The 21,872-nt window shown below is 58.3% G+C and carries 20 protein-coding genes; 2 read left to right on the top strand and 18 right to left on the bottom strand.

The features are described from left to right. Positions 1-59 precede the first annotated feature (59 nt). Together N7U68_RS19260 and N7U68_RS19265 are read right to left on the bottom strand one after the other, a co-directional pair. Positions 60-293, bottom strand: coding sequence for a hexameric tyrosine-coordinated heme protein (locus tag N7U68_RS19260; RefSeq protein ID WP_263047868.1), 234 nt, complete (start codon positions 291-293; stop codon positions 60-62). A 144-nt stretch (positions 294-437) separates the two neighbouring features. Further along, positions 438-1,184 (bottom strand): hypothetical protein, encoded by a 747-nt coding sequence (locus tag N7U68_RS19265; protein ID WP_165192870.1) that lies wholly within the window; start codon positions 1,182-1,184, stop codon positions 438-440. Between the two features lie 88 nt (positions 1,185-1,272). Here N7U68_RS19265 and N7U68_RS19270 point away from each other — a divergent pair, with 88 nt between their 5' ends. Then, on the top strand, positions 1,273-1,815 hold the full coding sequence (locus N7U68_RS19270; protein WP_263047869.1) for a MarR family winged helix-turn-helix transcriptional regulator: 543 nt from the start codon (positions 1,273-1,275) through the stop codon (positions 1,813-1,815). A gap of 91 nt (positions 1,816-1,906) precedes the next feature. Here N7U68_RS19270 and N7U68_RS19275 read toward each other — a convergent pair whose 3' ends face one another. The 6 genes from N7U68_RS19275 to N7U68_RS19300 all read right to left on the bottom strand — a co-directional run bounded on the left by N7U68_RS19275 (position 1,907) and on the right by N7U68_RS19300 (position 8,163). Beyond that, positions 1,907-3,139, bottom strand: coding sequence for a serine hydrolase domain-containing protein (locus tag N7U68_RS19275; protein ID WP_263047870.1), 1,233 nt, complete (start codon positions 3,137-3,139; stop codon positions 1,907-1,909). Positions 3,140-3,220: 81 nt separating this feature from the next. Next, complete coding sequence (locus tag N7U68_RS19280; protein ID WP_165192867.1) at positions 3,221-4,252, bottom strand: extracellular solute-binding protein; 1,032 nt, start codon at positions 4,250-4,252, stop codon at positions 3,221-3,223. A gap of 32 nt (positions 4,253-4,284) precedes the next feature. Beyond that, positions 4,285-5,097 carry an ABC transporter permease gene (locus tag N7U68_RS19285; protein WP_373322943.1) on the bottom strand — a complete coding sequence of 271 codons (813 nt, stop codon included), beginning with the start codon at positions 5,095-5,097 and terminating at the stop codon, positions 4,285-4,287. Then, complete coding sequence (locus tag N7U68_RS19290; protein ID WP_165197650.1) at positions 5,090-6,019, bottom strand: ABC transporter permease; 930 nt, start codon at positions 6,017-6,019, stop codon at positions 5,090-5,092. The genes N7U68_RS19285 and N7U68_RS19290 overlap by 8 nt, the downstream gene beginning before the upstream one ends. Before the next feature lie 17 nt (positions 6,020-6,036). Further along, positions 6,037-7,143, bottom strand: a complete 1,107-nt coding sequence (locus N7U68_RS19295) for an ABC transporter ATP-binding protein (RefSeq protein WP_373322944.1) — start codon at positions 7,141-7,143, stop codon at positions 6,037-6,039. A 210-nt stretch (positions 7,144-7,353) separates the two neighbouring features. Beyond that, complete coding sequence (locus N7U68_RS19300) at positions 7,354-8,163, bottom strand: helix-turn-helix transcriptional regulator (protein ID WP_263047871.1); 810 nt, start codon at positions 8,161-8,163, stop codon at positions 7,354-7,356. A gap of 169 nt (positions 8,164-8,332) precedes the next feature. Here N7U68_RS19300 and N7U68_RS19305 point away from each other — a divergent pair, with 169 nt between their 5' ends. After that, entirely contained in the window at positions 8,333-10,000 is a 1,668-nt protein-coding gene (locus N7U68_RS19305; RefSeq protein WP_263047872.1) for an amidohydrolase, read from the top strand. 20 nt (positions 10,001-10,020) lie between these two features. Here N7U68_RS19305 and N7U68_RS19310 read toward each other — a convergent pair whose 3' ends face one another. From N7U68_RS19310 to xdhA, 10 genes are all read right to left on the bottom strand, one after another. Next, positions 10,021-10,683 (bottom strand): DUF938 domain-containing protein, encoded by a 663-nt coding sequence (locus tag N7U68_RS19310; RefSeq protein ID WP_263047873.1) that lies wholly within the window; start codon positions 10,681-10,683, stop codon positions 10,021-10,023. Positions 10,684-10,853: 170 nt separating this feature from the next. Beyond that, positions 10,854-11,204: a VOC family protein gene (locus N7U68_RS19315; RefSeq protein WP_263047874.1), complete on the bottom strand. Its 351-nt coding sequence runs from the start codon at positions 11,202-11,204 to the stop codon at positions 10,854-10,856. A 98-nt stretch (positions 11,205-11,302) separates the two neighbouring features. Next, positions 11,303-12,349 (bottom strand): fatty acid desaturase, encoded by a 1,047-nt coding sequence (locus N7U68_RS19320; protein ID WP_263047875.1) that lies wholly within the window; start codon positions 12,347-12,349, stop codon positions 11,303-11,305. Positions 12,350-12,599: 250 nt separating this feature from the next. Beyond that, positions 12,600-13,673, bottom strand: a complete 1,074-nt coding sequence (locus N7U68_RS19325; protein WP_165192860.1) for a BMP family ABC transporter substrate-binding protein — start codon at positions 13,671-13,673, stop codon at positions 12,600-12,602. 29 nt (positions 13,674-13,702) lie between these two features. Continuing rightward, the gene (locus N7U68_RS19330) at positions 13,703-14,623 is read right to left on the bottom strand and encodes an ABC transporter permease (RefSeq protein WP_165192859.1); all 921 of its coding nucleotides are present in this window, start codon (positions 14,621-14,623) and stop codon (positions 13,703-13,705) included. Continuing rightward, positions 14,623-15,705: an ABC transporter permease gene (locus tag N7U68_RS19335; RefSeq protein WP_165192858.1), complete on the bottom strand. Its 1,083-nt coding sequence runs from the start codon at positions 15,703-15,705 to the stop codon at positions 14,623-14,625. Before N7U68_RS19335 ends, N7U68_RS19330 begins: the two co-directional genes overlap by 1 nt. Before the next feature lie 51 nt (positions 15,706-15,756). After that, entirely contained in the window at positions 15,757-17,274 is a 1,518-nt protein-coding gene (locus tag N7U68_RS19340) for an ABC transporter ATP-binding protein (protein WP_165192857.1), read from the bottom strand. Then, positions 17,271-18,026: a xanthine dehydrogenase accessory protein XdhC gene (gene xdhC, locus N7U68_RS19345; RefSeq protein ID WP_263047876.1), complete on the bottom strand. Its 756-nt coding sequence runs from the start codon at positions 18,024-18,026 to the stop codon at positions 17,271-17,273. The genes N7U68_RS19340 and xdhC overlap by 4 nt, the downstream gene beginning before the upstream one ends. Then, complete coding sequence (locus N7U68_RS19350) at positions 18,023-20,479, bottom strand: xanthine dehydrogenase molybdopterin binding subunit (protein ID WP_263047877.1); 2,457 nt, start codon at positions 20,477-20,479, stop codon at positions 18,023-18,025. The genes xdhC and N7U68_RS19350 overlap by 4 nt, the downstream gene beginning before the upstream one ends. After that, on the bottom strand, positions 20,476-21,837 hold the full coding sequence (gene xdhA, locus N7U68_RS19355) for a xanthine dehydrogenase small subunit (protein ID WP_263047878.1): 1,362 nt from the start codon (positions 21,835-21,837) through the stop codon (positions 20,476-20,478). The genes N7U68_RS19350 and xdhA overlap by 4 nt, the downstream gene beginning before the upstream one ends. Positions 21,838-21,872: the final 35 nt, after the last annotated feature.

Genomic DNA, 21,872 nt, shown 5'->3' on the forward strand with positions numbered 1-21,872 from the left:
GCCCAGAACCCGAGTGATGCTAAGACTGTGCAGAGATGATCGGCGCGCCGCTGCATTGGTCAGCGATCCTTCCAGTGGTTATTGGCCTGCGCAATTGTCTGGAAATGCACGGCGACGACTGATGATGCTGCAATCAGAGCATTAGCGTCATGTTCGTAATCTGCGCGTATTTTTGCACGCACGTCGCCATCCGGCTGTGTCATCTTAACGGCGACACGAGAGAGCTTGACCGCCAACTCGTAGCCTTCTTGCGGCGTTTGCGTGACCAGCGTGGGTAACCAAGTCTCTGACATGGGGATTTCCTTCCTGTAGGGGGGCGTGCTGTAATTCCGAGAATTAGATGCAAAGTTTGAAGCGCATGATACTGTCTTCGCTGTTTCGTGAAAAGCTGCACAGCAGAGTTTCACGAAACAGCTATGGGGCCGCGTTTCAAGACGTCAATCGACCCGACCAGGCAGAGACAGATCGCCGGATGCGACGTCAAACACATCGGTAACACAAGCCAGAGGCGCGTGGAGATCAGCATTGACACGCAGGGCGGCAGTCACGCCATCATAGGACGCGGTGTCGATCTGTTCTGCGTCTGCCGCCGCCAGAACGACGTTGATGGAAATCTGAGGTCCATCGAATGTCGGCGTGTAACCGGGGCTGTCCAGAAACATGGGAACGCCGGGCCAGGTGGCGGGCATTTTTGGTGTTTCGCCCTCTGGGATGTCACGTACGGCCAGCGTGCCTGGCCCGCAATCGTGGTTTTCCACCAGAACGACCCAATGACTGTGCCAGTGGGCACCATCGTTGCCGGTGTCGCCGTCAATGTTCTCGTCATAAAGAGGCGTGTCGTCAAAATCAGGGTGGTTGGTGGCCGCAAGCGCGAGAATGCCGGTGTCACCTTCAAAACCGACGGTCGCTGGATCGAGTGTTGTTGGCCAAACATACGCCCAGATCGACGAGCCGGCAAAGTCTCCGGTTGCTTCGGGTGTTGCCGTTCCAGCCGCGCCATTTGCCGTCATGTGAAAGGTGATTACCCGTCCTTCGCGATGGACATGCGCCTTGAGAATGTCAAAGGCAGCAACGGTTTGTGTATTCTCGTCCGAGATCACTGCCCCCGCGTGGCTGTGGGTGCCATCGGCGAGTGCGAAGGTTCCTGCACAGCAGGCAGCGCCGATCATCAAATATTTCATCATTTTTCCATCTCCTGTTGAAATCATGCGGTGATTAATAGTAGCGAGTCGATAATATTGCAATAAAAATATCGACTCGCTATAATGAGGGATGGGAAAAACAGACCAGATACGTGCCTTGATCACCCGGCTAGGGCGACTGGATGCGGCGGACGGTTGGGGGGACGACCTCAATCCGGCGCAGCGCAGCGCGTTGGACTATCTGTCGCGGGCGAATGAGCTGTCGCGTTCGCCGTCTCATGTGGCAGAGTATCTGGGAACGACCCGTGGAACGGCTTCCCAGACGCTGAAGGCATTACTGCGCAAAGGTTTTGTGACTGAAATACGATCAGAAAGCGATCGACGGTCGATCCAATATGATGTGGCCGAAGCAGGGCATACCGCCCTCTTAACCAAGTCTCGCCTGTTGCTGGCACTTAGCGAAATGCCAGATAGTGAACTTAGCGAAGTACATTCAATCTTGGCGAAAACCTTGGAAGTGGCGGCTGACAGGAATGGGTTCCGACCGTTCGGAATATGTCAGACATGCCGCTATTTTGCACCAAGGCAGGGCGGTGGCCATTGCAAGCTGCTGAACATCGCGCTTGCAGCATCGGAAACAAAGAAGATCTGCCACGAACATTCCGTAGAGTGATGGGCCGGAGTGGGGCTGGGCCCACTTGAGGGCGTCACGCACTTGTTCGTTCCGCACTTGCGTAGGGACAATCGTTGTTACAGCCGATGCATCACGCGCTCAGCGCGTCGCGGATCGCAGTGACAGCGGCAAGCATGTCGACGGTGAAGCTTTCAATCAGGTAATCCGGCCAACTGGACAGTTTTACCGCCATGAAATCTGTTTCAGGATCGAGATAGATCAGTTGGCCAAAGACACCCCGGGCCATGAAGTCGCGCCGTTTGGCATCGTGTATCCACCACTGACGGCTATAGGCGCCATTCGGCGATGCAATGGTGTATGGTGCGCCAAACACGTCAGGGTCGCCCGTGCGGCTGTCTTCGACCCATGTTTCGGGGACAACCTGCACATCGCCAACACGGCCACCACTCAGCATCATCAGACCAAAGCGCGCGTAGTCGCGCAGCGTTGCATTGAACCCACCATCAGCGAGCGCAGTACCTGCGCTGTCGACGGTAAAGAATCCGTCACGTTCGCATCCCAGCCGCGACCAGATGCGCTCTGACAGCAAGGTGGCGAGAGATTGTCCGCTGACACGTTCCAACACCCAAGCCAGCAAGTCAGTCTCGATCGAGCGGTACTTGAACGCCTCGCCGTGGTCGCGTTCTTGCGGCAAAGTCAGTATCACGTCGCGGATCGTTGGCACGATCTCACCATAGGCAGGCGGACGCCAGCCGCTGGCAATGTCTATCTGCGTCATGTCAGATCCGGCCATGCCGTAGTCTTCGGTAAAGCGCACACCAGAGCGCATGTCGAGCACTTGGTTCAGCGTTGCCGTCGCGTATCCACATTGCGCAAGTTCAGGCACGATATCGGCCAGTGGGGCGTCCAGATCAACTTTGCCTTCGCCGTGCAGCACACCTACCAAAGCGCCGACGATGGATTTGCCCACGGATTGCGAGAGATGCGGGGTCTGGCGACGCATGTCGTTGAAGTAGCTTTCAGTTATCACATGGCCTCGGTGCATGATCAGAAAACCGTCAGTATAGCTGCTGGTCAACCAGTCGCGGACCGATTTTGTGCTGCCGTCCTGGGCAGTAAACGTAATGGTATCCAGGTCCTGTAGATCGCTGTGGAACGGGCGCACCGGTGCTGTTCCGCGCCAGACATCGGCCGTCGGAAAGAGGCTGCGCATGTTCTGAAATGACCAGCGGTTAAACGGGGCCAAGTCCCAGTTTTCCAGCGTGGGGCGTTTTTCCGGAGGCGGGGGGAAACCACGCATGATGCCCAGATCGCGCGCGCTGCGCGGGTTTTGCTGCGTCCGTGCGAGGGCGGGGGGGGGCATTTGCGCATTCCTTGGTTCATCGGTAGGGCGTCAGTCGGAAAGGGGGCGGGGCAATTGACGGCCCCGCCCCCAGCAGAAACGTTACTGCTTCAGCTTGGTCCAGATCTTGTTGTACATGTCCGTCACTTCCTGCGAGCAGGGTTTGACGAAATCGGGCGTAGGTGCATCCGCAGGCATGACAATCTCAGGCGCGCTCAGCATTTCTTCGTCCATGAACTCTTCGCTGCCTTTGATGCCGTTGGCATAGCGGGCAAAGTTCGAAATCAGCGCGGCGTTTTCAGGCGCCATGATGAAGTTCACGAAGAGTTTCGCGTTGTCCATGTTGGGTGCGTCCTTGAGCACGGCAACGTTGTCCATCCAGCCGGTAAAGCCTTCGACCGGATAGGCGTATTGCAGCGTTGGACGCTGGGCACGGGCACGCATCGCGGCCCCGTTCCAGTTCTGGCTGAGATCGACGTCGTTCGATGTCAGTTTCTCGATGGTGGAATAATCCATAGTGCGCCAGTGCTGCTTGGCATTGATCAACAGTTCGGTCACATCACGCAGCTCATCAGTGTTAGAGTTGCAGCGATCATAGCCCTTGTAGCGCAGACCGGCGTTGATCACGTCATGCATGTCGTTCAGCATGTTGATCCGGCCTTTTAGCTCTTCTGGTGGTTCAAACATCAGAGCCAGCGTATTGATATCGCCGCCAAATACCTCGGTATCGACCGTGAAAGAGGTCGTGCCCCATTGCCATGGCACCGAGTAGCTCCGGCCCGGATCCCACCAGACATCAACCCATTTCGGGTCCATGTTGCCAAAGTTTTCCATCTCGTTCGGTTTGATTTCGGCCAGCATTCCCTGTTCGATCATGATCTTCACAGTTGAATCGCCGGGAACAACGATGTCATAGCCGGTGTTGCCCTCACGGACTTTGGCCAGCATCGTTTCGTTCGAATCGTAGCCGTCCAGATTGACTTCTACATCGTACTTTTCTTCGAACTTCTCGATCAGTTCTGGGTTGGTATAGTTGCCCCAGTTATAGATGTTCAGCTCGCCTTCGGCGAGAGCCGGCGTTGCGAGCATGAAGCTCGCCGCGACCAGCGCGGGTATGGAACGTTTGAGTGTCATTGACTTACCTCCTGTTGATTGTCGTCTGGTTATTATTTCTTTTTGTTGCCGAGTAGGAAGAACGCGGAAACCAGCACGATCGACAGCAGCAAGAGCAGTGTCGATACGGCGTTGATCTCGGGCGTGATGCCACGGCGGATCTGGCCGAGGATATAGACCGGCAGCGTCGTTTCGCCGGGGCCTGCAACCATCAGCGTGATGATCACGTCGTCCAGCGATACGACAAAAGCCAGCATGCCGCCCGCCACGATACCGGGGGCTAAGAGCGGCAGAGTCACTTTGCGGAATACCTGAATGGGCGTGGCATAAAGGTCTGCGGCGGCCTGCTCCAGCGTCAGGTTCATATCCTCCAGCCGCGCCCGGATGGGCATATATGCGAACGGGATGCAAAAAACGGTGTGCGCCAGCATCAGATAGCCGATTCCGGTCACGCCGGTCAGTTGCTTGATAATCGAAAAGAACGACAGTGTGGCGACCGCGGTTACGATTTCCGGGATCATCAATGGCTGGTTGATGATCGCATATGCCGCCATCTGTCCCTTGAAGGGAGGCGTGCGGGTGGTGGCAAGAGCCGCCATCGTGGCAAATGTCGTGGCGAACAACGTCGAAACCGCCGCCACCTGAAGCGACACCACGGTGGCGTTGCGGATGCCTTCGTTATCAAACGCTGCCGCGTACCAGCGCAGGCTGAATTCAGTCCACCGTACCACGGATCGGTTGTCATTGAACGAAAACACGATCAGCACAACGATGGGTGCGTACAGGAAAAAAATGCAGAACCAGGCGAGGAAATCGAAACCCGGTTGCTTGCGCAGATCCTTCATTTTGCGAGCGCGTTCAGCCATGACCTTTGGCCTCCTTGCCAGCGTAGCGGACGTAGATGATCAGCGACAGCATCACCACCACCATCAGGATCAGGGCGGCCGCAGACCCAAAGGGCCAGTTGCGCGATCCGCCAAACTGTAGCGCGATCAGATTGCCGATCATCAACTCCTTGCCACCGCCCAGCAACTCGGGGGTGATGTAGGCACCAAGGCCGGGAATGAAGACGAGGATGCAGCCCGCAACGATGCCGGGTTTGGCCATCGGAACAATCACATGACGCAACACCTGAAAACGTGTGGCGTATAGGTCGTAAGCGGCCTCGACCAACCGGAAATCGAGCTTTTCCAGCGATGCATAGAGCGGCAGCACCATGAAGGGCAGATAGCTGTAGATCAGGCCGAGGAATACCGCGAGATCGGTATAGAGGATCGTCAGCGGCTGGTCGATCAGGCCAATGCTCTGAAGGCTGAGGTTGATGATACCCTCGTCCCGGATGATCAGCAGAACAGCATAGGTGCGGATCAGCAGGTTTGTCCAAAAGGGCAGTGTGATCAGGAACAGCCAGAAATTGCGCTGTGATGGCGGTTTGCTGGCGATGAAATACGCGGTCGGAAATCCGATTAGCAATGCCCCGACAGTGGCTACGAAGGCCAGTCCGATGGAACGGCCATAGATACTGAGATAAGTGGAAGAGAAACTGAGCGTATCATCAAAGATGTCACGTTCGAACAGGAACTGCACATAGGCGTTAGTGGAAAATTCCCACGTTACCCCGCCATATACGCCCGGGCTGAGAAACGAATAGATCAACGTGATTGTGAGTGGGAATAATCCGAACACACCGATTACAATCAACGTTGGCGACAGCAACTGCCGGCGACGGCGGCGCGTATCGGCATCAACCCGACGTTTGGCATCTTCAAGCCGCGTGTCGGCGCCCATATTTTGTGCGGCGTCGGTCAATCTACCAGCACCTGTACCCGGTCAGGCAGTATCAGCCCGACTTCGTGCCCATCGGACCGTACCTCGCCTGATGTGCGCACGATGACTTCTGCTCCGCCTTTCAACGCGACATGCACGTTGCTGCCCGCACCGAAATAAACGACGTTTGTCACGGTGCCGGTTAGTTTGGCAGCCTTGTCCCCGGCATCGGTCAGCAGCATGTTCTCGGGGCGGATCGCGACAGATACGGTGCCCGCAGCCACGTCCGGCTCCGGCAGATCAGCGGGCAGGGTGGCACCGCCAGGTAATGTGACGCGCCCCGCTAGTCCATCGACCTGATCAAGTGTCACTTCGAAGATGTTGATATCACCGATAAAGTCCGCGACGAACCTGCGCGCGGGCTGATTATAGATTTCTTTTGGACGGCCGACCTGAAGGATGTGACCCGCCTTCATAACCGCGATGCGGTCTGACATGGTCAGCGCCTCTTCTTGGTCGTGGGTGACAAAGACGAACGTGATCCCGGTTTCGCTTTGGAGACGCTTCAATTCGATCTGCATTTCTTTGCGCAGCTTCAGGTCAAGCGCGGATAGCGGCTCATCCAGCAACAGCACCTTGGGGCGCGGGGCCAACGCGCGGGCGAGGGCCACACGTTGCTGCTGTCCGCCAGACAACTGATCGGTTTGCCGGTTGGCTAGATGCTCCATCTGCACCAGCCCCAGCATTTCCTCGGTGGCTTGTTTGATCTCGGATTTCGAGCGGCCCTGCATCTCCAGACCAAAGCCGATGTTGCGCGCGACGGTCATGTGGGGAAACAGTGCGTAGTTCTGAAATACGGTGTTCACCGGACGTTTGTAGGGGGGCAGGTGGCCGATCTCTTGACCATCAAGCAGGATATTGCCTCGTGTCGGCAGGTCGAACCCGGCGATCAGACGCAAGAGAGTCGTCTTACCGCAGCCGGAGGGCCCCAGCAGCGTAAAGAATTCATTCTCGCGAATGTTGACCGATACATCGTCTAGTGCGTGCACCTTCGTGTCACCCTGACCAAATGTCTTGGTAACGTTCTCGGCCAGAATCATATTCGCAACCGATTTCTTCGACATGTCTGCCGTGTCTCGCGCCATGCGCATCCCCCAGTTAGCGTGTAGCATGCCGGTCTCGTGCCGGGCTTTGCTGGTAGTTCAGCCTAAGCGGCGGCGGCGCTCTGCGTAAATACCCCATCGGGGATAGGGTCGGAATTTTGGTGATCCACACGCTGATGCGGTCTGATTTTCAGGCACATGAATTATTCTATCTGACGGAGATATGGTCGTTTTCAGCGCCCGGAGTGCAAGCTAGGCTCGCCGTGTAAGTGAGCCTAGAAACATCGAAAAAAGCTCACTTTGCGCGGATATGTTCAGTTTTCTGTAAAAATTCCGCCGGTGGATTTTCACGGTTCCCGGGCTAACGCCGATGCGCTGGGCGATGGATTTTGATGAATGCCCCTTGAGGATGAGAATTGCGATCTGACGTTCACGATCGGTCAGCGTCTCCGCGCCGAATCGGGCCATGGCGGTTTCGATCTCTTGCTGCGCGATGGCGGGATCAGAGACGGGTTCGGGCGCGGGGCGGCCTGCGGCAAAGTGGCGGCGGTTGATCGCGGCAAACACTGGCAAAATGCGCCGCGTACGATCCATATCCCGCTGCGAGAAGCGCGGGCTATCCTCGGTTCGCCCGACTGAGTAGAACAGATGCTGCCCGCTCGGCAGATCAATGAAAATGGCCGCTTCGTCACGCAATCGGATCGAACTGTAATAAGTTTCGTAATAGCTGGAATGCTGAAAACGATCTGGGGCTACATCTCGCAAACGCAGCGCATCACAAGGCTGCTGCTCCGTATAGGCGACGTAGAATGGGTCGAGCAGATAAGCACCATCCAGATACCGGTCGACGACATCCGCCCGTCGTTCGGCGCGCACATCATCATAGACATGTTCCGGTGAACGGGTCCCATTGAGCCGGGTTAACAGGCACCCCTGATACATCATCGCGCTGCCCAGATAGTCCAGCGCGCGCAGGACGAAATCGGCGCGGCCAATGCTTGCTATGGCACGCGCCAGAATTTCTTCTGGTGTGGAGTCACTTGCGCGGGTGCGTTCAGTCATTGCGGGTCTCGTGCCACGGTCGTGGGACATCGACAAACCCGTGGCAACAGGTTTGCGCGATGAAAACTAGACCCGAAGGGGTATTGTCCGGGCCGCTATTCTGTCTCAGTCTAAGGCTGAATAAAGGGTATTAGAAGGGGGCAGATTGCCCTCGAGAGGGGATGCAGAGATGGCGCAGCAAGCCGATATGGTAATTTTGAACGGCAAGGTCCTGACGATGGACGACGATGTGCCCCGAGCTGAGGCCGTGGCCATCGCGGATGGGTTAATCCTGGCTGTTGGAAATACGTCTGATATCCGCGCGCTGGCGGGGCCGGGAACGCAGGTTGTGGATGCGGGGGGGGCGACAGTGCTGCCGGGGTTCATCGACAGCCATGTGCATCTTTTCCAAGGATCGGCATCGCTCGAGTTCATGTCACTTGAGGGTGTTCAGGGGCGCGCCGCATTGGAGCGCGCAGTCCACAGCTACGCCGCGAACAACCCGAACGAGCCGTTGATCCTTGGGATGGGCACGAACTATGGCATTCTGGATGGAGCAGAGCCAACACGACACGATCTGGATGCCATCCTGTCTGACCGCCCCTTGGCACTGCTTGCGCCCGATATTCATACTGTCTGGGCCAATACGATGGCGCTGGACCGCGCGGGCATCCTGCATGGTGCGAAAGTGGCGGAAGGCAGCACAATCGTGATGGGTGACGACGGTCTGGCGACGGGACTGTTGTTGGAAACCGGCGCGTTCGGCCCTGTGATCAAGCTCAGTAAAACCGGCGGGCGGGACATGTTGGGATATGTTACCGGCAATGATCCAGAGCCACCCGCGACCGAAGCCGAGCGCGCCATGGACCGTGCCTTGATTACCCGTGGCCTAAATCATGCGGCATCCAAGGGCGTGACCACGATGCACAACATGGACGGCAATTTCTACCAGTTGGAACTGTTGACCGAGATCGACGCCGCGGGTGATTTGGCCGCCCGTATGCAAGTGCCCTTTCATCTGAAAAACTTTGACCCGCTGGATCGTCTGGAAGAAGCCGCCGAGATGCGCCGCAAGTATACCGGCGACCGGGTATGGTCAGGCGCGGTCAAGATGTTCATGGACGGGGTGATCGACGCGCGGACTGCACTGATGATACGGGGCTATCCGGATGCGCCCGACGTGACCGGTGATGCGGTGTTCGAGCCAGAGCATTTCAACGAAGCCTGCCGCCGGATCGACGCGCTGGGCCTGCAGATATGTGTGCATGCCATTGGCGATCTGGCAGTGCGCCGCACACTGGATGGCTATCAATTCGCGCGTGAAGCCAACGGTGCGCGCGACAGCCGCCATCGGATTGAACATATAGAAGTGATCACACCCGAGGATATACCGCGCATTTCGGCGTTGGGGGCCGTGGCGTCGATGCAACCGCTGCATTCGGCGCTGGGCGGGCATTTTCCACCGATTCCGCAGGGCACGATCCTGCATGATGATCAATACCCTTATGCCTTTGCGTGGCAGCGCATCCGTGACAGCGGCGCGCCTTTGACGTTTTCCACCGATTGGCCGGTGGTGCCGGTCGACGTGATGCCCAGCATTCAGGCCGCCGTGGCGCCGATTAACCCCGGCGCACCATGGGATGTGCGACCACAGTCGCTGATGGATACGCTGGCCAGCTACACGCGTGCCAATGCTTGGGTGGAGTTCAGCGAAGGCCGCAAGGGACAGCTGATTGCTGGGCAACTGGGGGATGTGGTGGTGATGGATCGCGATATCGAAGCGATGGACCCCAGCACATTGGGCACCGCAAAACCGGTCCTGACGGTGTGTGGTGGGCGGGTAACCTACAGCGCGTGACGCCAAGGCGTGAACGGCGGTTACTCTACAGGCACGCGTGCAAAGAACAGCAGGTTGTTGGCCGGCATATCTTCGACAGCCTTTAGTTCGAACCCAAGTGTGCTGAGCCAGGTGCGGATGTCGCCCGCGTCCTTGTATCCGATCTCTGGGTCACTGGCGCGCAGGCTGGCATGAAACCGGGTGTCAGCCTCGGATGTCGTGTTGCCATCGCGCAGGAACGGCCCATAGAGTGCCAGAATACCACCGGGAAAGAGCGCAGCGCGTGCCTCGGTCAGCAACACCAGTGTTTCGGGTTCGGAAATCAGGTGTAGCAGGTTGGCCAGCACAATCAGGTTGTACTGTCCAACCGTTGTGCCCCAACCCGGAGTTGTCGCGTCGAGCGTCAGTGCAGGATGCAGATTGGGCAGGGACGCCGCCTGCGCGTAGGCGTCGATGCTGATGCGGCGGTCCGGGTCAATTTCAGATGGGTGCCAGTCAAGGCCGGGCAGGGTGGTCGCCAGTCGTACGGCATGTTGACCAGTCCCGCTGGCAATTTCCAACGCTCTGCCGGTTGGCGGTACGTGCCGGGACAATGCATTTGCGATGGCGTCGGCATTGCGTTCTGCCGACGGCGCGAAGAGGCGACCTTCACCAGCATCTTGTGCGATCGATGCTGTCGGGGGCAATTGGTTACGTTTGGGCATGTAATGAACCTTCGGGTGGGGTATCAAATCAATCCGCGCAATATAGCGATCAGAAGAGACCTATTGCCGTCGGTAGTGTGGCAATGAGGCGCGATACACAAGGCCATCGGCCTAGGGTCGTGATAAATGAAGCCCTGTGAGACGCGTCCCATTCATTTTCTGGAAAAGGATCATGTGTCGATATCATGATGAAAATGAAAGAGATTCCCGTACAAATCGCGCGCCGTGAATTGGCGCAAGCCCCAAGGTTTATCTGCTATCGGGTCGATGATGTCCGCGCCACGACCTGTCAGTGCGGCATAGGTTTGGTCCACATCCGCAGCGTAAATCCAGAATGTAGCGGGGTGGATCGGCCCGTCAGACTGACGCATGAAAATCGCGCAATCACCATGCGAGACGGCTCCGATACGTCCTTCGGCATGATACCACGCGATGTCAAAGCCGAAATGTGCGTGGTAATAGTGCTGCGCCACCTCGACATCGGCGACCGGCAATTCGGGGGTGGGAGGGTAGATAATCATCGCAAATTGTTTGCTCTGCGCCTAGAAAGGCAGCCGATCATCGCCCTGCCAATCGCGCAAGCCTAGACTGGATGTTGCATCGGGATCAACGGTGCAGATCAGGCGGCGGTTTCGGTGCGGCGCGCGATCCATTCCTGCGAGAACGACAGCAGTCGCTTGGTCTTTTCATCCCATAGGTGCAAGCGCGCACTGGCGATACTCTCTTTAATCGTCAGTCGATTGCCATCGGCCAGTTCGGCATGATCGCGCAAAACTTCGGGCAATCGGTAGAACGGGATGCGGCTATAGAGGTGGTGCACGTGATGAATGCCTATGTTCGCGGTGAACCAGTTCAATACACCGGGCAGCACATAGTGCGAGCTGCCGTGCAGTGCCGCATCGTGTAGTTTCCAGCGTTCGTCTTCGTCCCAGTATGTCGTTTCAAACTGGTGCTGTACGTAAAACAGCCAGACGCCGGCAGTTGCCGCCAGCAGGGTTGACGGCAAAAAGATCAGCAACACTGGCATGATCCCACCGAAATACACGATTGTGGTCAGGGCGGCGATGATCGCGGCATTCGTGCTCATCGCGCTGACCCAATACCGGGCATTGGCCATCAACCCCAGCGGCAGGCGGTTCTGCAATAAGAACAGATAACCCGGCCCAAGGCCGAACAGGATGATAGGATGCCGGTAAAGACGGTATTTCAGACGTTGGAACCACGTCATTTGCCGGTACTCATCAACGGTCAGCGTATGAACGTCGCCCATGCCGCGCTTGTCCAGATTGCCCGCGCTGCTGTGATGGACGGAATGGGTGTGCCGCCAGACGTCATAGGGGGTCAGGGTGAATACACCGATAGCCCTACCCAGCCAATCGCTGACTGATCTGTTGTGGAAGAATGCGCCGTGACCGCAATCATGCTGGATGGCAAACAGGCGCAGCAAAAAACCGGCATTCAAAACTGACAGTGCAAAAGTCAGCACATAGCTGTAGGATAATGCCCACCAGGCAAGAGCCCAGAGCAGAACAAAAGGGACGATGGTAACCCCCAGTTCGAACGCGCTCCGGAATTCTCGGGGTTCGCGGTAAGCCGCTAGAATTCTGACCCAATCGCGCGCTGCGCGTGGCGCCTGTTTTGTCTGGACGTCCAAGGTGTCTATCATTCTGCTTCTTTTTTGTTGTTTCTATGTTGTTTTGCGAAAAACCGACAGCCAGACAGTTCGACGAACATCACATGCGCCCGGATAAACCACCTGCCGTACATAGCAAGCTGTAAGTTCGGGTTGGGCCGAGAAAACAGGCAATCAGCCGCTCATTGGGGCGATTTTGATCCATACGAGTGTTTTGGTTACAGTTGCAGGCATGACAAAGGCTCCACGGTGCGGTGGGGCCTTTGCTAGGATCATCCGTTTCTTATTGAGGGATATCGCCTTCGATACCTTCGACGTAGAAGTTCATGCCCAGCAAGGTGCCGTCATCGGCGGTTTCACCCTCCTTCAGCCAGACAGAGCCATCCTGCTTGTTGATCGGCCCGGTAAAGGGGTGGTGTTCGCCAGACGCTATGGCGTCTTTCAGAGCGAGAGCTTCTTCCTTCACGTCCGCAGGCACTTTGTCGGTGATTTCACCGATGCCGACCATGCCCGGACCGATACCGTCCCAAGTTTGCACGCTTTCCCAAGTGCCATCCATGACGGCGCGGGTGCGGTCGATGTAGTAGGGAGACCAGTTGTCGATGATCGAGCTGACACGCGGGCCATCCTTGTATTCAGCCATATCAGATGCCTGACCAAAGCCGATCACGTTGCCCGCTTCTTCGGCGGCGGCCAGCGGCGCAGTACTATCGGTATGTTGTAGGATCACGTCCGCACCCTGTTCGATCAGCACCTTGGCGGCGTCCGCTTCCTTGGCCGGGTTGAACCATTCAAAGACCCAGACGATCTTGAACTCGACGTCAGGGTTGACCTTTTTGGCATGGATGTAGGCCGAGTTGATGCCACGGATCACTTCGGGGATCGGGACCGAACCGATGTAGCCGATGACATTGGATTTGGTCATCTTACCCGCGATATGTCCCTGAACTGCGCGGCCTTCGTAAAAACGGGCTGAATAGGTCGACACGTTCGGTGCTGTTTTGTAACCGGTCGCGTGTTCGAATTTCACGTTCGGGAATTTTTTAGCAACGTTGATCGTCGGGTCCATGTAACCGAAGGAGGTGGTAAAGATCAGATCGGCGCCTTTCAGGGCCATCTGGGTCATAACCCGTTCGCTGTCGGGTCCTTCGGCGACGCTCTCGACATAGACGGTTTCCACCTTGTCGCCGAATTCCTTCTCAATCGCCAGTCGTCCTTGATTGTGTTCATAGGTCCAGCCGCCGTCACCTACCGGCCCGACAAACACGAACCCAACCTTGGTTTTCTCTTCGGCAATGGCAGTCCCAGCCAGCCCGAGTGCCAGTGCGGCCCCTGTCAGTAATTTGGTGAATTTCATTTGAGTTCCCCCTGTTATTATGGTCTGCCTCAGCTTGAGGCGTGGAAAATTCGTCCCAGTGATCCGGGCGCCCTGCTGCGATCCGCGGATAGAATGACCAGCACCAGGATCGTGATCAGATAAGGTGACATGGAAAGGTATTCGACAGGAATATCAACCCCTGCGGCCTGCAAGTTCAACTGCAACACCGTGACGCCACCGAAGAGATAGGCACCCAGCAGCACACGCCCGGCCTTCCACGACGCGAACACAACCAGCGCCAGTGCGATCCAGCCGGCGCCTGCAGTCATCCCTTCGGTCCATTGCGGCACGCGGATAAGGCTGATGTATGCCCCACCAAGCCCGGCACAGGCCCCACCAAAGAGGATCGCGACGATGCGCACCCGCACCACCTTGTACCCCAGCGCATGCGCCGCATCGTGGTTCTCACCAACTGCCCGCAGGATCAGCCCCGCGCGGGTGTATTTCAGCAGCGCCCAGACAGCGAATGTCAGCGCAATACCAAAATAAACCATCCAGTCATGCCCAAAGAGGATTGGTCCCAGTACTGGAATATCGCCCAACAGCGGAATGTCCAGTTTGGCCGTCGAGGGCGGTTTCACCCCGACGTAGGATTGCCCCAAGAGTGCGCTCAGGCCCAGACCGAACAGCGTGAGGGCCAGCCCGGAGGCCACCTGATTGGCCAATGCGAATTGCGTGAGACCGGCAAAGAGCAGCGACAAGAGCGCGCCGCCGACCGCAGCACCGGCAAATCCCAGCACCGGTGATCCGGTCTCGACAGCGATGGCAAAGCCGCAGATCGCGCCGGTGATCATCATACCCTCGACCCCGAGGTTCAGCACGCCCGCCCGCTCGACCACCAACTCGCCCAAGGCCGCCAAAAGGATCGGAGTCGCGGCCACCATGAGCGAGGCCAGCAACAGAATTGGGTTGATTGAAGAAAGGTCCATTATGCTACCTCCGCCCGTCGCATCCGCAGCCGAAACTGCACCAGCACATCGACGGCAAGCAGGAAAAACAGCAGCATGCCTTGAAACAACTGGATCGCGGCAGCAGGCAGTTGCAGGTTCGACTGCGCGATTTCACCGCCGATATACGTAAGCGCCATCAACAGCCCCGCCAACATGATGCCCACCGGATGCAACCGTCCCAAAAAGGCGACGATAATCGCGGTAAACCCATAGCCTACGTTAAAATCAATGCTGACCTGCCCGGATGGTCCGGCGACTTCGAACATTCCCGCCAAACCTGCCAATGCGCCGGATGTGCCAAGGCAAAACAGGATCAGCCGATTGGGCCGCACCCCGGCAAACCGTGCAGCACGCGGGGCCTGTCCAGTCAGCCGGATATGATAGCCTAGGATATGACGATTCAGCAGGATATAGGCAAAAATCACGGCGATCAGCGCAGCGGCGACGCCCCAATGCAGACCGCTGCCCGTGATCAACTCAGCATTATGGGCCGCCTCGTATTGCTGCAAATTTCGGCTGCCGGGAAATCCCATGCCCTCGGGGTTGCGCATCAGGCCCAGCGACATCGCGGCTAATAGCTGCTCGGCCACATAAACCAGCATTAGCGACACGAGGATTTCGTTGGTGCCGAACTTCACCCGCAGCAGGGCGGGGATCATTCCCCATGCCCATCCACCAAACGCCCCAGCGACGATCATCGCCGGAAAGATCAGCACATTCTGCGACGGATAGGCGGCGAGTGCCACGCCAGCGCCGCAGAGCGCGCCCAGTATATACTGCCCCTCGGCACCGATGTTCCAGATACCGGCCCGAAAGCCCAGACTGAGCCCGATGGCGATCAGAATGAGCGGCGCTGCTTTCACCAGCAATTGTGGGCGATAGTAAAATGCGAATTCGCCGAACAATGGCTCCCAGAAAATCGTCGCAATCGCTTCACCGGGGGCTTTGCCCAATGCCGCAAAGAGGGCTCCACCTGCGATCATGGTGATGACCACCGCCACAACAGGGGTCAGATACACCCACATCTTTGACGGCTGAGGCCGTCGTTCCAGCCTCAGCATGAGCCGCCTCCTGATCGTTCAATGCTTTGAAAAAATTCAAATTCCATGGCCTCAGACATGGGCTACCTCCATGCCATGCGCGCCACCCATCATAAGGCCAATCTCATCCACGCTTAGGCCCTGTGCCGGACGTATCTCGGACAGACGGCCCTCGTTCAGGGCACCGAACCGGTCAGAAATTTCCATCAATTCATCCAGATCTTGGGAAATACAGATCACAGCTGTTCCATTTGCGGCCAAATCCAATAGCGCCTGTCGGATGGCTGCGGCTGCGGCGGCATCGACGCCCCATGTGGGTTGATTGACCACCAACACTTCGGGGCGCTGCATGACTTCGCGACCGATGACAAATTTTTGCAGGTTCCCGCCTGATAATGCCCTTGCCGCCACATCGGGGCCAGGGGTGCGAACGTCGAACGCCTCGATGATACGGCGCGCAAAGGCTTCTGCCGCAGACCAACGCAGGAAACCGCGCTGCATCAGCTGTTCGCGTTCAGCCCCCGTCAGCAGAGCGTTCTCTGTCAGGCTCATGTCTGGTGCTGCAGCGTGCCCCAACCGTTCTTCCGGCGCGGTCAGCAACCCCATCTTGCGGCGCGGTCCGGGCCCAAGGCGACCGATCGGTTGCCCCATGAATTGAACGGCGTCGGCATTGCTGCGCATCTCACCCGATAACACGGCCAGAAGTTCATCCTGCCCGTTGCCCGCGACACCACCCAGCCCCAGGATCTCGCCTTGTCTGACGCTAAGGGTGATCCCTTTCAACGATGTGCCAAAGGCGCTGGATGATACCGCGGTCAGATCCTTTAGCTCCAACGCTACCTCACCCAGATCGCGCCCTGCGCGCTCAGGCGCGGCAAAGGCGCTGCCAACCATAAGCTCCGCCATATCGCGGGCACTGGTGTCGCGCGGGATGCAGGTGCCGACGTTCTTGCCCAGTCGCAAGATCGTGGCGTGATCACATAGTGTGCGAATTTCCTCCAATTTATGAGAGATATAGAGGATCGCCACCCCTTCGGAAGTGAGCTTGCGCAGGGTCTCGAACAGGATGTCCACCTCCTGTGGTGTCAGCACCGAGGTTGGCTCATCCATGATCAACAGGCGCGGATCTTGCAGCAGGCAGCGGATGATCTCGACCCGCTGGCGCTCTCCGGCAGACAGTTCGCCCACCGTCCGCGCTGGATCCAGCGGCAAGCCGTAGGTTGTGGATACTTCGCGAATTCGTGTCGCCAAATCCCCCATAGGGGGCGGATTTTCCATCCCCAACGCCACGTTCTCGGCGACGTTCAGCGCATCGAAAAGCGAGAAGTGCTGAAACACCATCGCCACTCCGGCGGCGCGCGCCGCGCTCGGCTCGGTTGGGGCGAATGCTTCGCCATGCAGGACCATCTGCCCGCTGTCGGGACGTACCAAACCATATATCATCTTAACCAACGTAGACTTGCCTGCGCCGTTCTCGCCCAGCAGGGCGTGGACTTCGCCGGGCTGGACCTCGAACGATACGTTGTCGTTGGCGACGACACCGGGGTAGGCTTTGGTCAGCCCGGAAAGGCTCAGCAGTGGAGAGGTCATGCAGGTGTCCTTTCGCGCAGCAGCGCGGCAATGGTGCTCCGGGCGATGGTGTCGGGACGCTTGTCCAGCGACTTATCACCAATCGGGCAGGTAATCTGTGTGGGATCAAGCCCTGCTTCGATCAGACGTTTGGAAAATCGCGCCCATTTGGTAGCAGAACCGATCACACCACAAGACGCAAAGCCGTGCCGCAAGAGCGCCGCGCAAAGCGCAAGGTCGATCTCGTGGCTGTAGGTAAAGATCAGGTGATGCGCCTCGCGTGGCGCGTGAGCCGCCAGCCGTGGCATGTCAGCAGCAGGGATCGTCCTGACATGGTTCGCGATATGCGCGGGAAAACGGTCCGCGCTGCTGTCCACCCAGATGATTCTGGACTCATTCGGTGGGCAGGCCCGGACAACTGCGCGCCCCACATGGCCAGCGCCCCATATCCACAGGGCACGCAGGGGCGCATGGTGTGAATGAATGACCTGCGGGTGAGGGTCGTCAGTGTCAATTCGGCGCTCTTCGCGCGTGAAGTTCAATGTCACCACCCCACCGCAACACTGCCCAAGCCCGGGTCCAAGCGGGATGGTCTGCGCCCGGTCAGTCGCTCCTTCAATCATAATGCGTCGGGCTGTTGCAATTGCCAGAAACTCTAACGCGCCGCCACCGATCGTCCCTTCGATGCTTGATGCTGTCACCTTCATGGCGGTTCCGACGTTACGCGGAGCCGACCCGCGCGTTGCCGTGATTTCTACGTAGATCGCGCTCATCCACGCACCCTCTGGATGGCTGCGAGCAACCGTTCGGGTGTTGCCGGGCTGTCGAGCGCAGGATAGCCCCGCCCGCAGGCTGCCACGGCATCCGACAATGCCAGAAACGCCGAGATGCCCAACATCAGCGGTGGTTCCCCCACTGCCTTGGAGCGATAAATCGTCTCTTCGCGGTTCTCACCCTCCCAGAGCGCCACGTTGAATACAACAGGACGATCCCCGCAGGCCGGTATCTTGTAGGTTGATGGTGCATGAGTGCGCAACCGACCCGCATCGTCCCAGACCAGTTCCTCGGTCGTCAGCCAACCTGCGCCCTGCACGTAGCCGCCTTCGATCTGGCCGATATCCAATGCGGGGTTCAGGCTGGCACCCGCGTCATGCACGATATCTGCACGCAGGATGCGGTTCTCTCCGGTCAGCGTGTCCAGCACTACTTCGGTCAGCGCGGCACCATAGGCAAAGTAGAAGAACGGACGTCCCGTGCCCTTGATCCGGTCCCAAGCCAGCTTGGGTGTGGCGTAAAACCCGGTGGAGGACAGGCTGATGCGGTGCTCGTAGGTCAGTTGCGCGGCGGCAGCAAAACTGAGGCACTCAGTCCCCAAGCGTACCTCGCCACCTTCGAACCGCACGCTATCCTTTGCAGCCTGATAGTAGTCCGCCAAAAAACCGGCCATCCGTTCGCGGATCGTATCGCAGGCCGCCTTGACGGCCATGCCGTTCAAATCACTGCCCGATGATGCCGCGGTCGCCGAGGTGTTGGGCACTTTGCCGGTGTCGGTGGCGGTGATGCGCACGCTGGGCATGTCAATGCCGAACGCAGTGGCAGCGACCTGCGCCACTTTCTGAAACAAGCCCTGACCCATCTCTGTACCGCCATGATTGATCTGCACGGAACCATCGGCATAGACATGCACCAATGCCCCCGCCTGATTGAGATGGGTCAGGGTAAAGGATATGCCGAATTTGACCGGGCTGAAGGCCAGTCCCTTTTTCAATATCGGATTGGTGGCATTCCATTCTGCAACTGCCGCGCGGCGCGCGGTGTAATCCGCACTACTCAAAAGCTTGTCTGTCATCCCGTTCAGAATGAAATCCTCGACCTCCTGACCATAGGGCGTCGTTTGCGCATTTTCCGGCACTTCAGGGGCGGGGCCTGACGGGACGCTACTCACCGCTCCACGAGATGTCAGATCCACATCGCTGGGCACTTCTTCGTCCAACTTCTGGCCAGAAGCGCCCTCTGGAGGAGCGTTGCAATCCTGCTTGGTATCAACTTGGGGGACAGGCCGCCCTCCCGCATCTCCGGCGTCCATATCTGCGTAATAGTTGACGCGCCGGACGTCCGCCGGGTCGCGGCCCAGAGCATGCGCAATGTGGTCCATCACCCGCTCAATCCCCACCATCCCTTGCGGACCGCCAAAGCCGCGAAAGGCCGTTGCGCTCTGCGTATTGGTGCGCAATCGGTGGCTCTCAATCCGTGCGTTGGGCAGTAGGTAGGCGTTATCGGAATGTAGCATCGCGCGATCTGCAACCGGTAAGCTGAGGTCCAGCGCCCAGCCGCAGCGGGCATACTGCGTGAATTCAACGCCCGTTATGCGGCCAGTGTCGTCAAACCCCGCACGATAGATGATGCGGAAATCGTGCCGTTTGCCGGTGATCATCATGTCGTCATCGCGGTCATAGCGCATCTTGCAGGGGCGTCCGGTGCGATCTGCCGCCAGCGCGCAGGCGACGGCCAATGCATTGCCCTGACTTTCCTTGCCGCCAAACCCGCCACCCATGCGCCGGGTTTCGACCCGCACATTGTGCATCGGCACATTGAGGGCATGGGCCACCTTGTGCTGGATCTCTGTCGGGTGCTGCGTCGAGGAATGCACCAGCATGTCGCCGCCTTCCTGCGGTATTGCCAGTGCGGCTTGACCTTCAAGGTAGAAATGTTCCTGCCCGCCGATCTCCATGCTACCTTCGATCCGGTGCACAGCGGCATCTATAGCTGTCGCGGCATCCCCTTTCTGGTAGATACGCGGTCCTTCCTCGAACCGACTGTTTGCGGCAATGGCGTCATCAATACTGAGGATCGCGCGGCGCGCATCAATCTCGACGCTGGCCAGCCGCGCGGCCTTTCGCGCTGCCAGATGGCTGCGCGCGATCACTAGGAAAATGGGCTGGCCTATGTAATGCACTTCGCCGAGTGCCAGTAACGGTTCGTCATGGGCCGAGGGTGAAACGTCAGCACCGTTCGGCAGGTCATCGGCGGTCAACACGTCAACCACGCCATTGGCCGCACGTACCGCAGACACATCCAGCGCGGTTATGGTGCCAAATGCCACGTCGCTCAGCCCAAAGCACAGGTGCAGGGTGCCGGAGGCTGTCGGGATGTCGTCTACATACCGCGCGCGTCCCGTCACGTGTAATGGTGCAGCGTCATGGGGCAAGGATTGGCGCACGGTCATACGCGCACCTCCAGAACCGAAGTCGCAATGCCTTCATCCTCGTGGAAGTACCGCAACAGCAGGTTTTGCGCCGTTTGCAGACGATACCCGGCAGAGGCGCGCATGTCGCTGAGCGGTGCAAAATCGCGGGCAAATGCAGGCAGAGCAGTCGTTACCGTTTCCATAGTCCAAGGCGCGTCCGTCAGCGCCGCCTCGACATCGGTCGCACGCTTGGGCACGCCGGCCATGCCGCCAAAGGCGATCCGTGCCGCTGCTACAGTGCCATTCTCCACAGTGATGTTGAAACAACCGCACACTGCTGAAATATCCTGATCGAACCGCTTTGACAGTTTGTAACAACGCAGCCGATCGGGCTGACGTGGAAAGCTAACCGCTTCGACGAATTCCGACGCGCGCAAGTCCTGTTTACCGTAGTCAACAAAGAAGTCTTCTAGCGCAATGTCGCGCCGGTCATCCCCTCGCCGAAGATGCAGCCGGGCCTCTAACGCAATGAGCGCGGGTGGCCCATCACCAATGGGCGATCCATTGGCGATGTTGCCGCCGATTGTTGCGGCGCTGCGCACCTGAACCGATCCATAACGGCGGATCATCTCGGCAAAGGACGCGTGATAGGGGGCAATGGCGTGTCTCAGGTCCTCAACCGTTACGCCTGCACCGATGTGGATCGTGTCGTCGCCTACAGCGATCTGCTGCAAGTCGGTGCAGCGATGCAGGAATGCCGCTGGTGCGATGTCTTTCAGCGATTTGGTGACCCAGAGGCCGACATCTGTCGCCCCGGCGACAAGTGTGGTTTCCGGCGCATCAATCAACAGTGCAGCCAGCGCGTCGCTGCTCTCTGGCAGGGCTGGCACCGTGTCGGTGGCCTGTGATGGGGCTGTCTTCATCCAAGTGGGAACGGGTTGGACTGCCGCCGCTTCGGCGGCGCGCACGATTGGCGCGTAACCGGTGCAACGGCATAGGTTGCCGGCCAATGCCGTGTTATAATCTGTTGTCTGGCTCAGATGCGCCGCAGCCATCGCAACCACAAAGCCGGGCGTACAGAACCCGCATTGTGACCCGTGAAGGTCGACCATCGCTTGCTGCACCGGGTGCGGCTGTCCTTCGGGGCCGTTGATCCCCTCGATGGTGCGGATCGACTTGCCGTGCAGTTGCGGCAGCAGCAGAATGCACGCGTTGAGCGGGCGCGTTCCAGCATCGTCTGTAATCAGCACCGTACACGCACCGCAATCGCCCTCATTGCAGCCTTCCTTGGTTCCGGTCAGCCCGCGAACCTCGCGCAGCCAGTCCAGCGTGGTGTCGTCCGGGGACACACCATCCAGCACGACCGCCTCTCCGTTCAGGTGGAACGAAATTTGCATTCTATATTGCCCGCCGCGTTACCTCCGCCCTTTTG

The organism is Roseovarius pelagicus (genome assembly GCF_025639885.1).
Taxonomy (GTDB): Bacteria; Pseudomonadota; Alphaproteobacteria; order Rhodobacterales; family Rhodobacteraceae; genus Roseovarius; species Roseovarius pelagicus.

Excerpts from the sequence above, each read along its gene's own strand:
- N7U68_RS19260 (WP_263047868.1), bottom strand. The coding sequence starts at position 293 with ATGTCAGAGACTTGGTTACCCACGCTGGTCACGCAAACGCCGCAAGAA.
- N7U68_RS19265 (WP_165192870.1), bottom strand. The coding sequence starts at position 1,184 with ATGATGAAATATTTGATGATCGGCGCTGCCTGCTGTGCAGGAACCTTC.
- N7U68_RS19270 (WP_263047869.1), top strand. The coding sequence starts at position 1,273 with ATGGGAAAAACAGACCAGATACGTGCCTTGATCACCCGGCTAGGGCGA.
- N7U68_RS19275 (WP_263047870.1), bottom strand. The coding sequence starts at position 3,139 with ATGCCCCCCCCCGCCCTCGCACGGACGCAGCAAAACCCGCGCAGCGCG.
- N7U68_RS19280 (WP_165192867.1), bottom strand. The coding sequence starts at position 4,252 with ATGACACTCAAACGTTCCATACCCGCGCTGGTCGCGGCGAGCTTCATG.
- N7U68_RS19285 (WP_373322943.1), bottom strand. The coding sequence starts at position 5,097 with ATGGCTGAACGCGCTCGCAAAATGAAGGATCTGCGCAAGCAACCGGGT.
- N7U68_RS19290 (WP_165197650.1), bottom strand. The coding sequence starts at position 6,019 with ATGGGCGCCGACACGCGGCTTGAAGATGCCAAACGTCGGGTTGATGCC.
- N7U68_RS19295 (WP_373322944.1), bottom strand. The coding sequence starts at position 7,143 with ATGGCGCGAGACACGGCAGACATGTCGAAGAAATCGGTTGCGAATATG.
- N7U68_RS19300 (WP_263047871.1), bottom strand. The coding sequence starts at position 8,163 with ATGACTGAACGCACCCGCGCAAGTGACTCCACACCAGAAGAAATTCTG.
- N7U68_RS19305 (WP_263047872.1), top strand. The coding sequence starts at position 8,333 with ATGGCGCAGCAAGCCGATATGGTAATTTTGAACGGCAAGGTCCTGACG.
- N7U68_RS19310 (WP_263047873.1), bottom strand. The coding sequence starts at position 10,683 with ATGCCCAAACGTAACCAATTGCCCCCGACAGCATCGATCGCACAAGAT.
- N7U68_RS19315 (WP_263047874.1), bottom strand. The coding sequence starts at position 11,204 with ATGATTATCTACCCTCCCACCCCCGAATTGCCGGTCGCCGATGTCGAG.
- N7U68_RS19320 (WP_263047875.1), bottom strand. The coding sequence starts at position 12,349 with ATGATAGACACCTTGGACGTCCAGACAAAACAGGCGCCACGCGCAGCG.
- N7U68_RS19325 (WP_165192860.1), bottom strand. The coding sequence starts at position 13,673 with ATGAAATTCACCAAATTACTGACAGGGGCCGCACTGGCACTCGGGCTG.
- N7U68_RS19330 (WP_165192859.1), bottom strand. The coding sequence starts at position 14,623 with ATGGACCTTTCTTCAATCAACCCAATTCTGTTGCTGGCCTCGCTCATG.
- N7U68_RS19335 (WP_165192858.1), bottom strand. The coding sequence starts at position 15,705 with ATGCTGAGGCTGGAACGACGGCCTCAGCCGTCAAAGATGTGGGTGTAT.
- N7U68_RS19340 (WP_165192857.1), bottom strand. The coding sequence starts at position 17,274 with ATGACCTCTCCACTGCTGAGCCTTTCCGGGCTGACCAAAGCCTACCCC.
- xdhC (WP_263047876.1), bottom strand. The coding sequence starts at position 18,026 with ATGAGCGCGATCTACGTAGAAATCACGGCAACGCGCGGGTCGGCTCCG.
- N7U68_RS19350 (WP_263047877.1), bottom strand. The coding sequence starts at position 20,479 with ATGACCGTGCGCCAATCCTTGCCCCATGACGCTGCACCATTACACGTG.
- xdhA (WP_263047878.1), bottom strand. The coding sequence starts at position 21,837 with ATGCAAATTTCGTTCCACCTGAACGGAGAGGCGGTCGTGCTGGATGGT.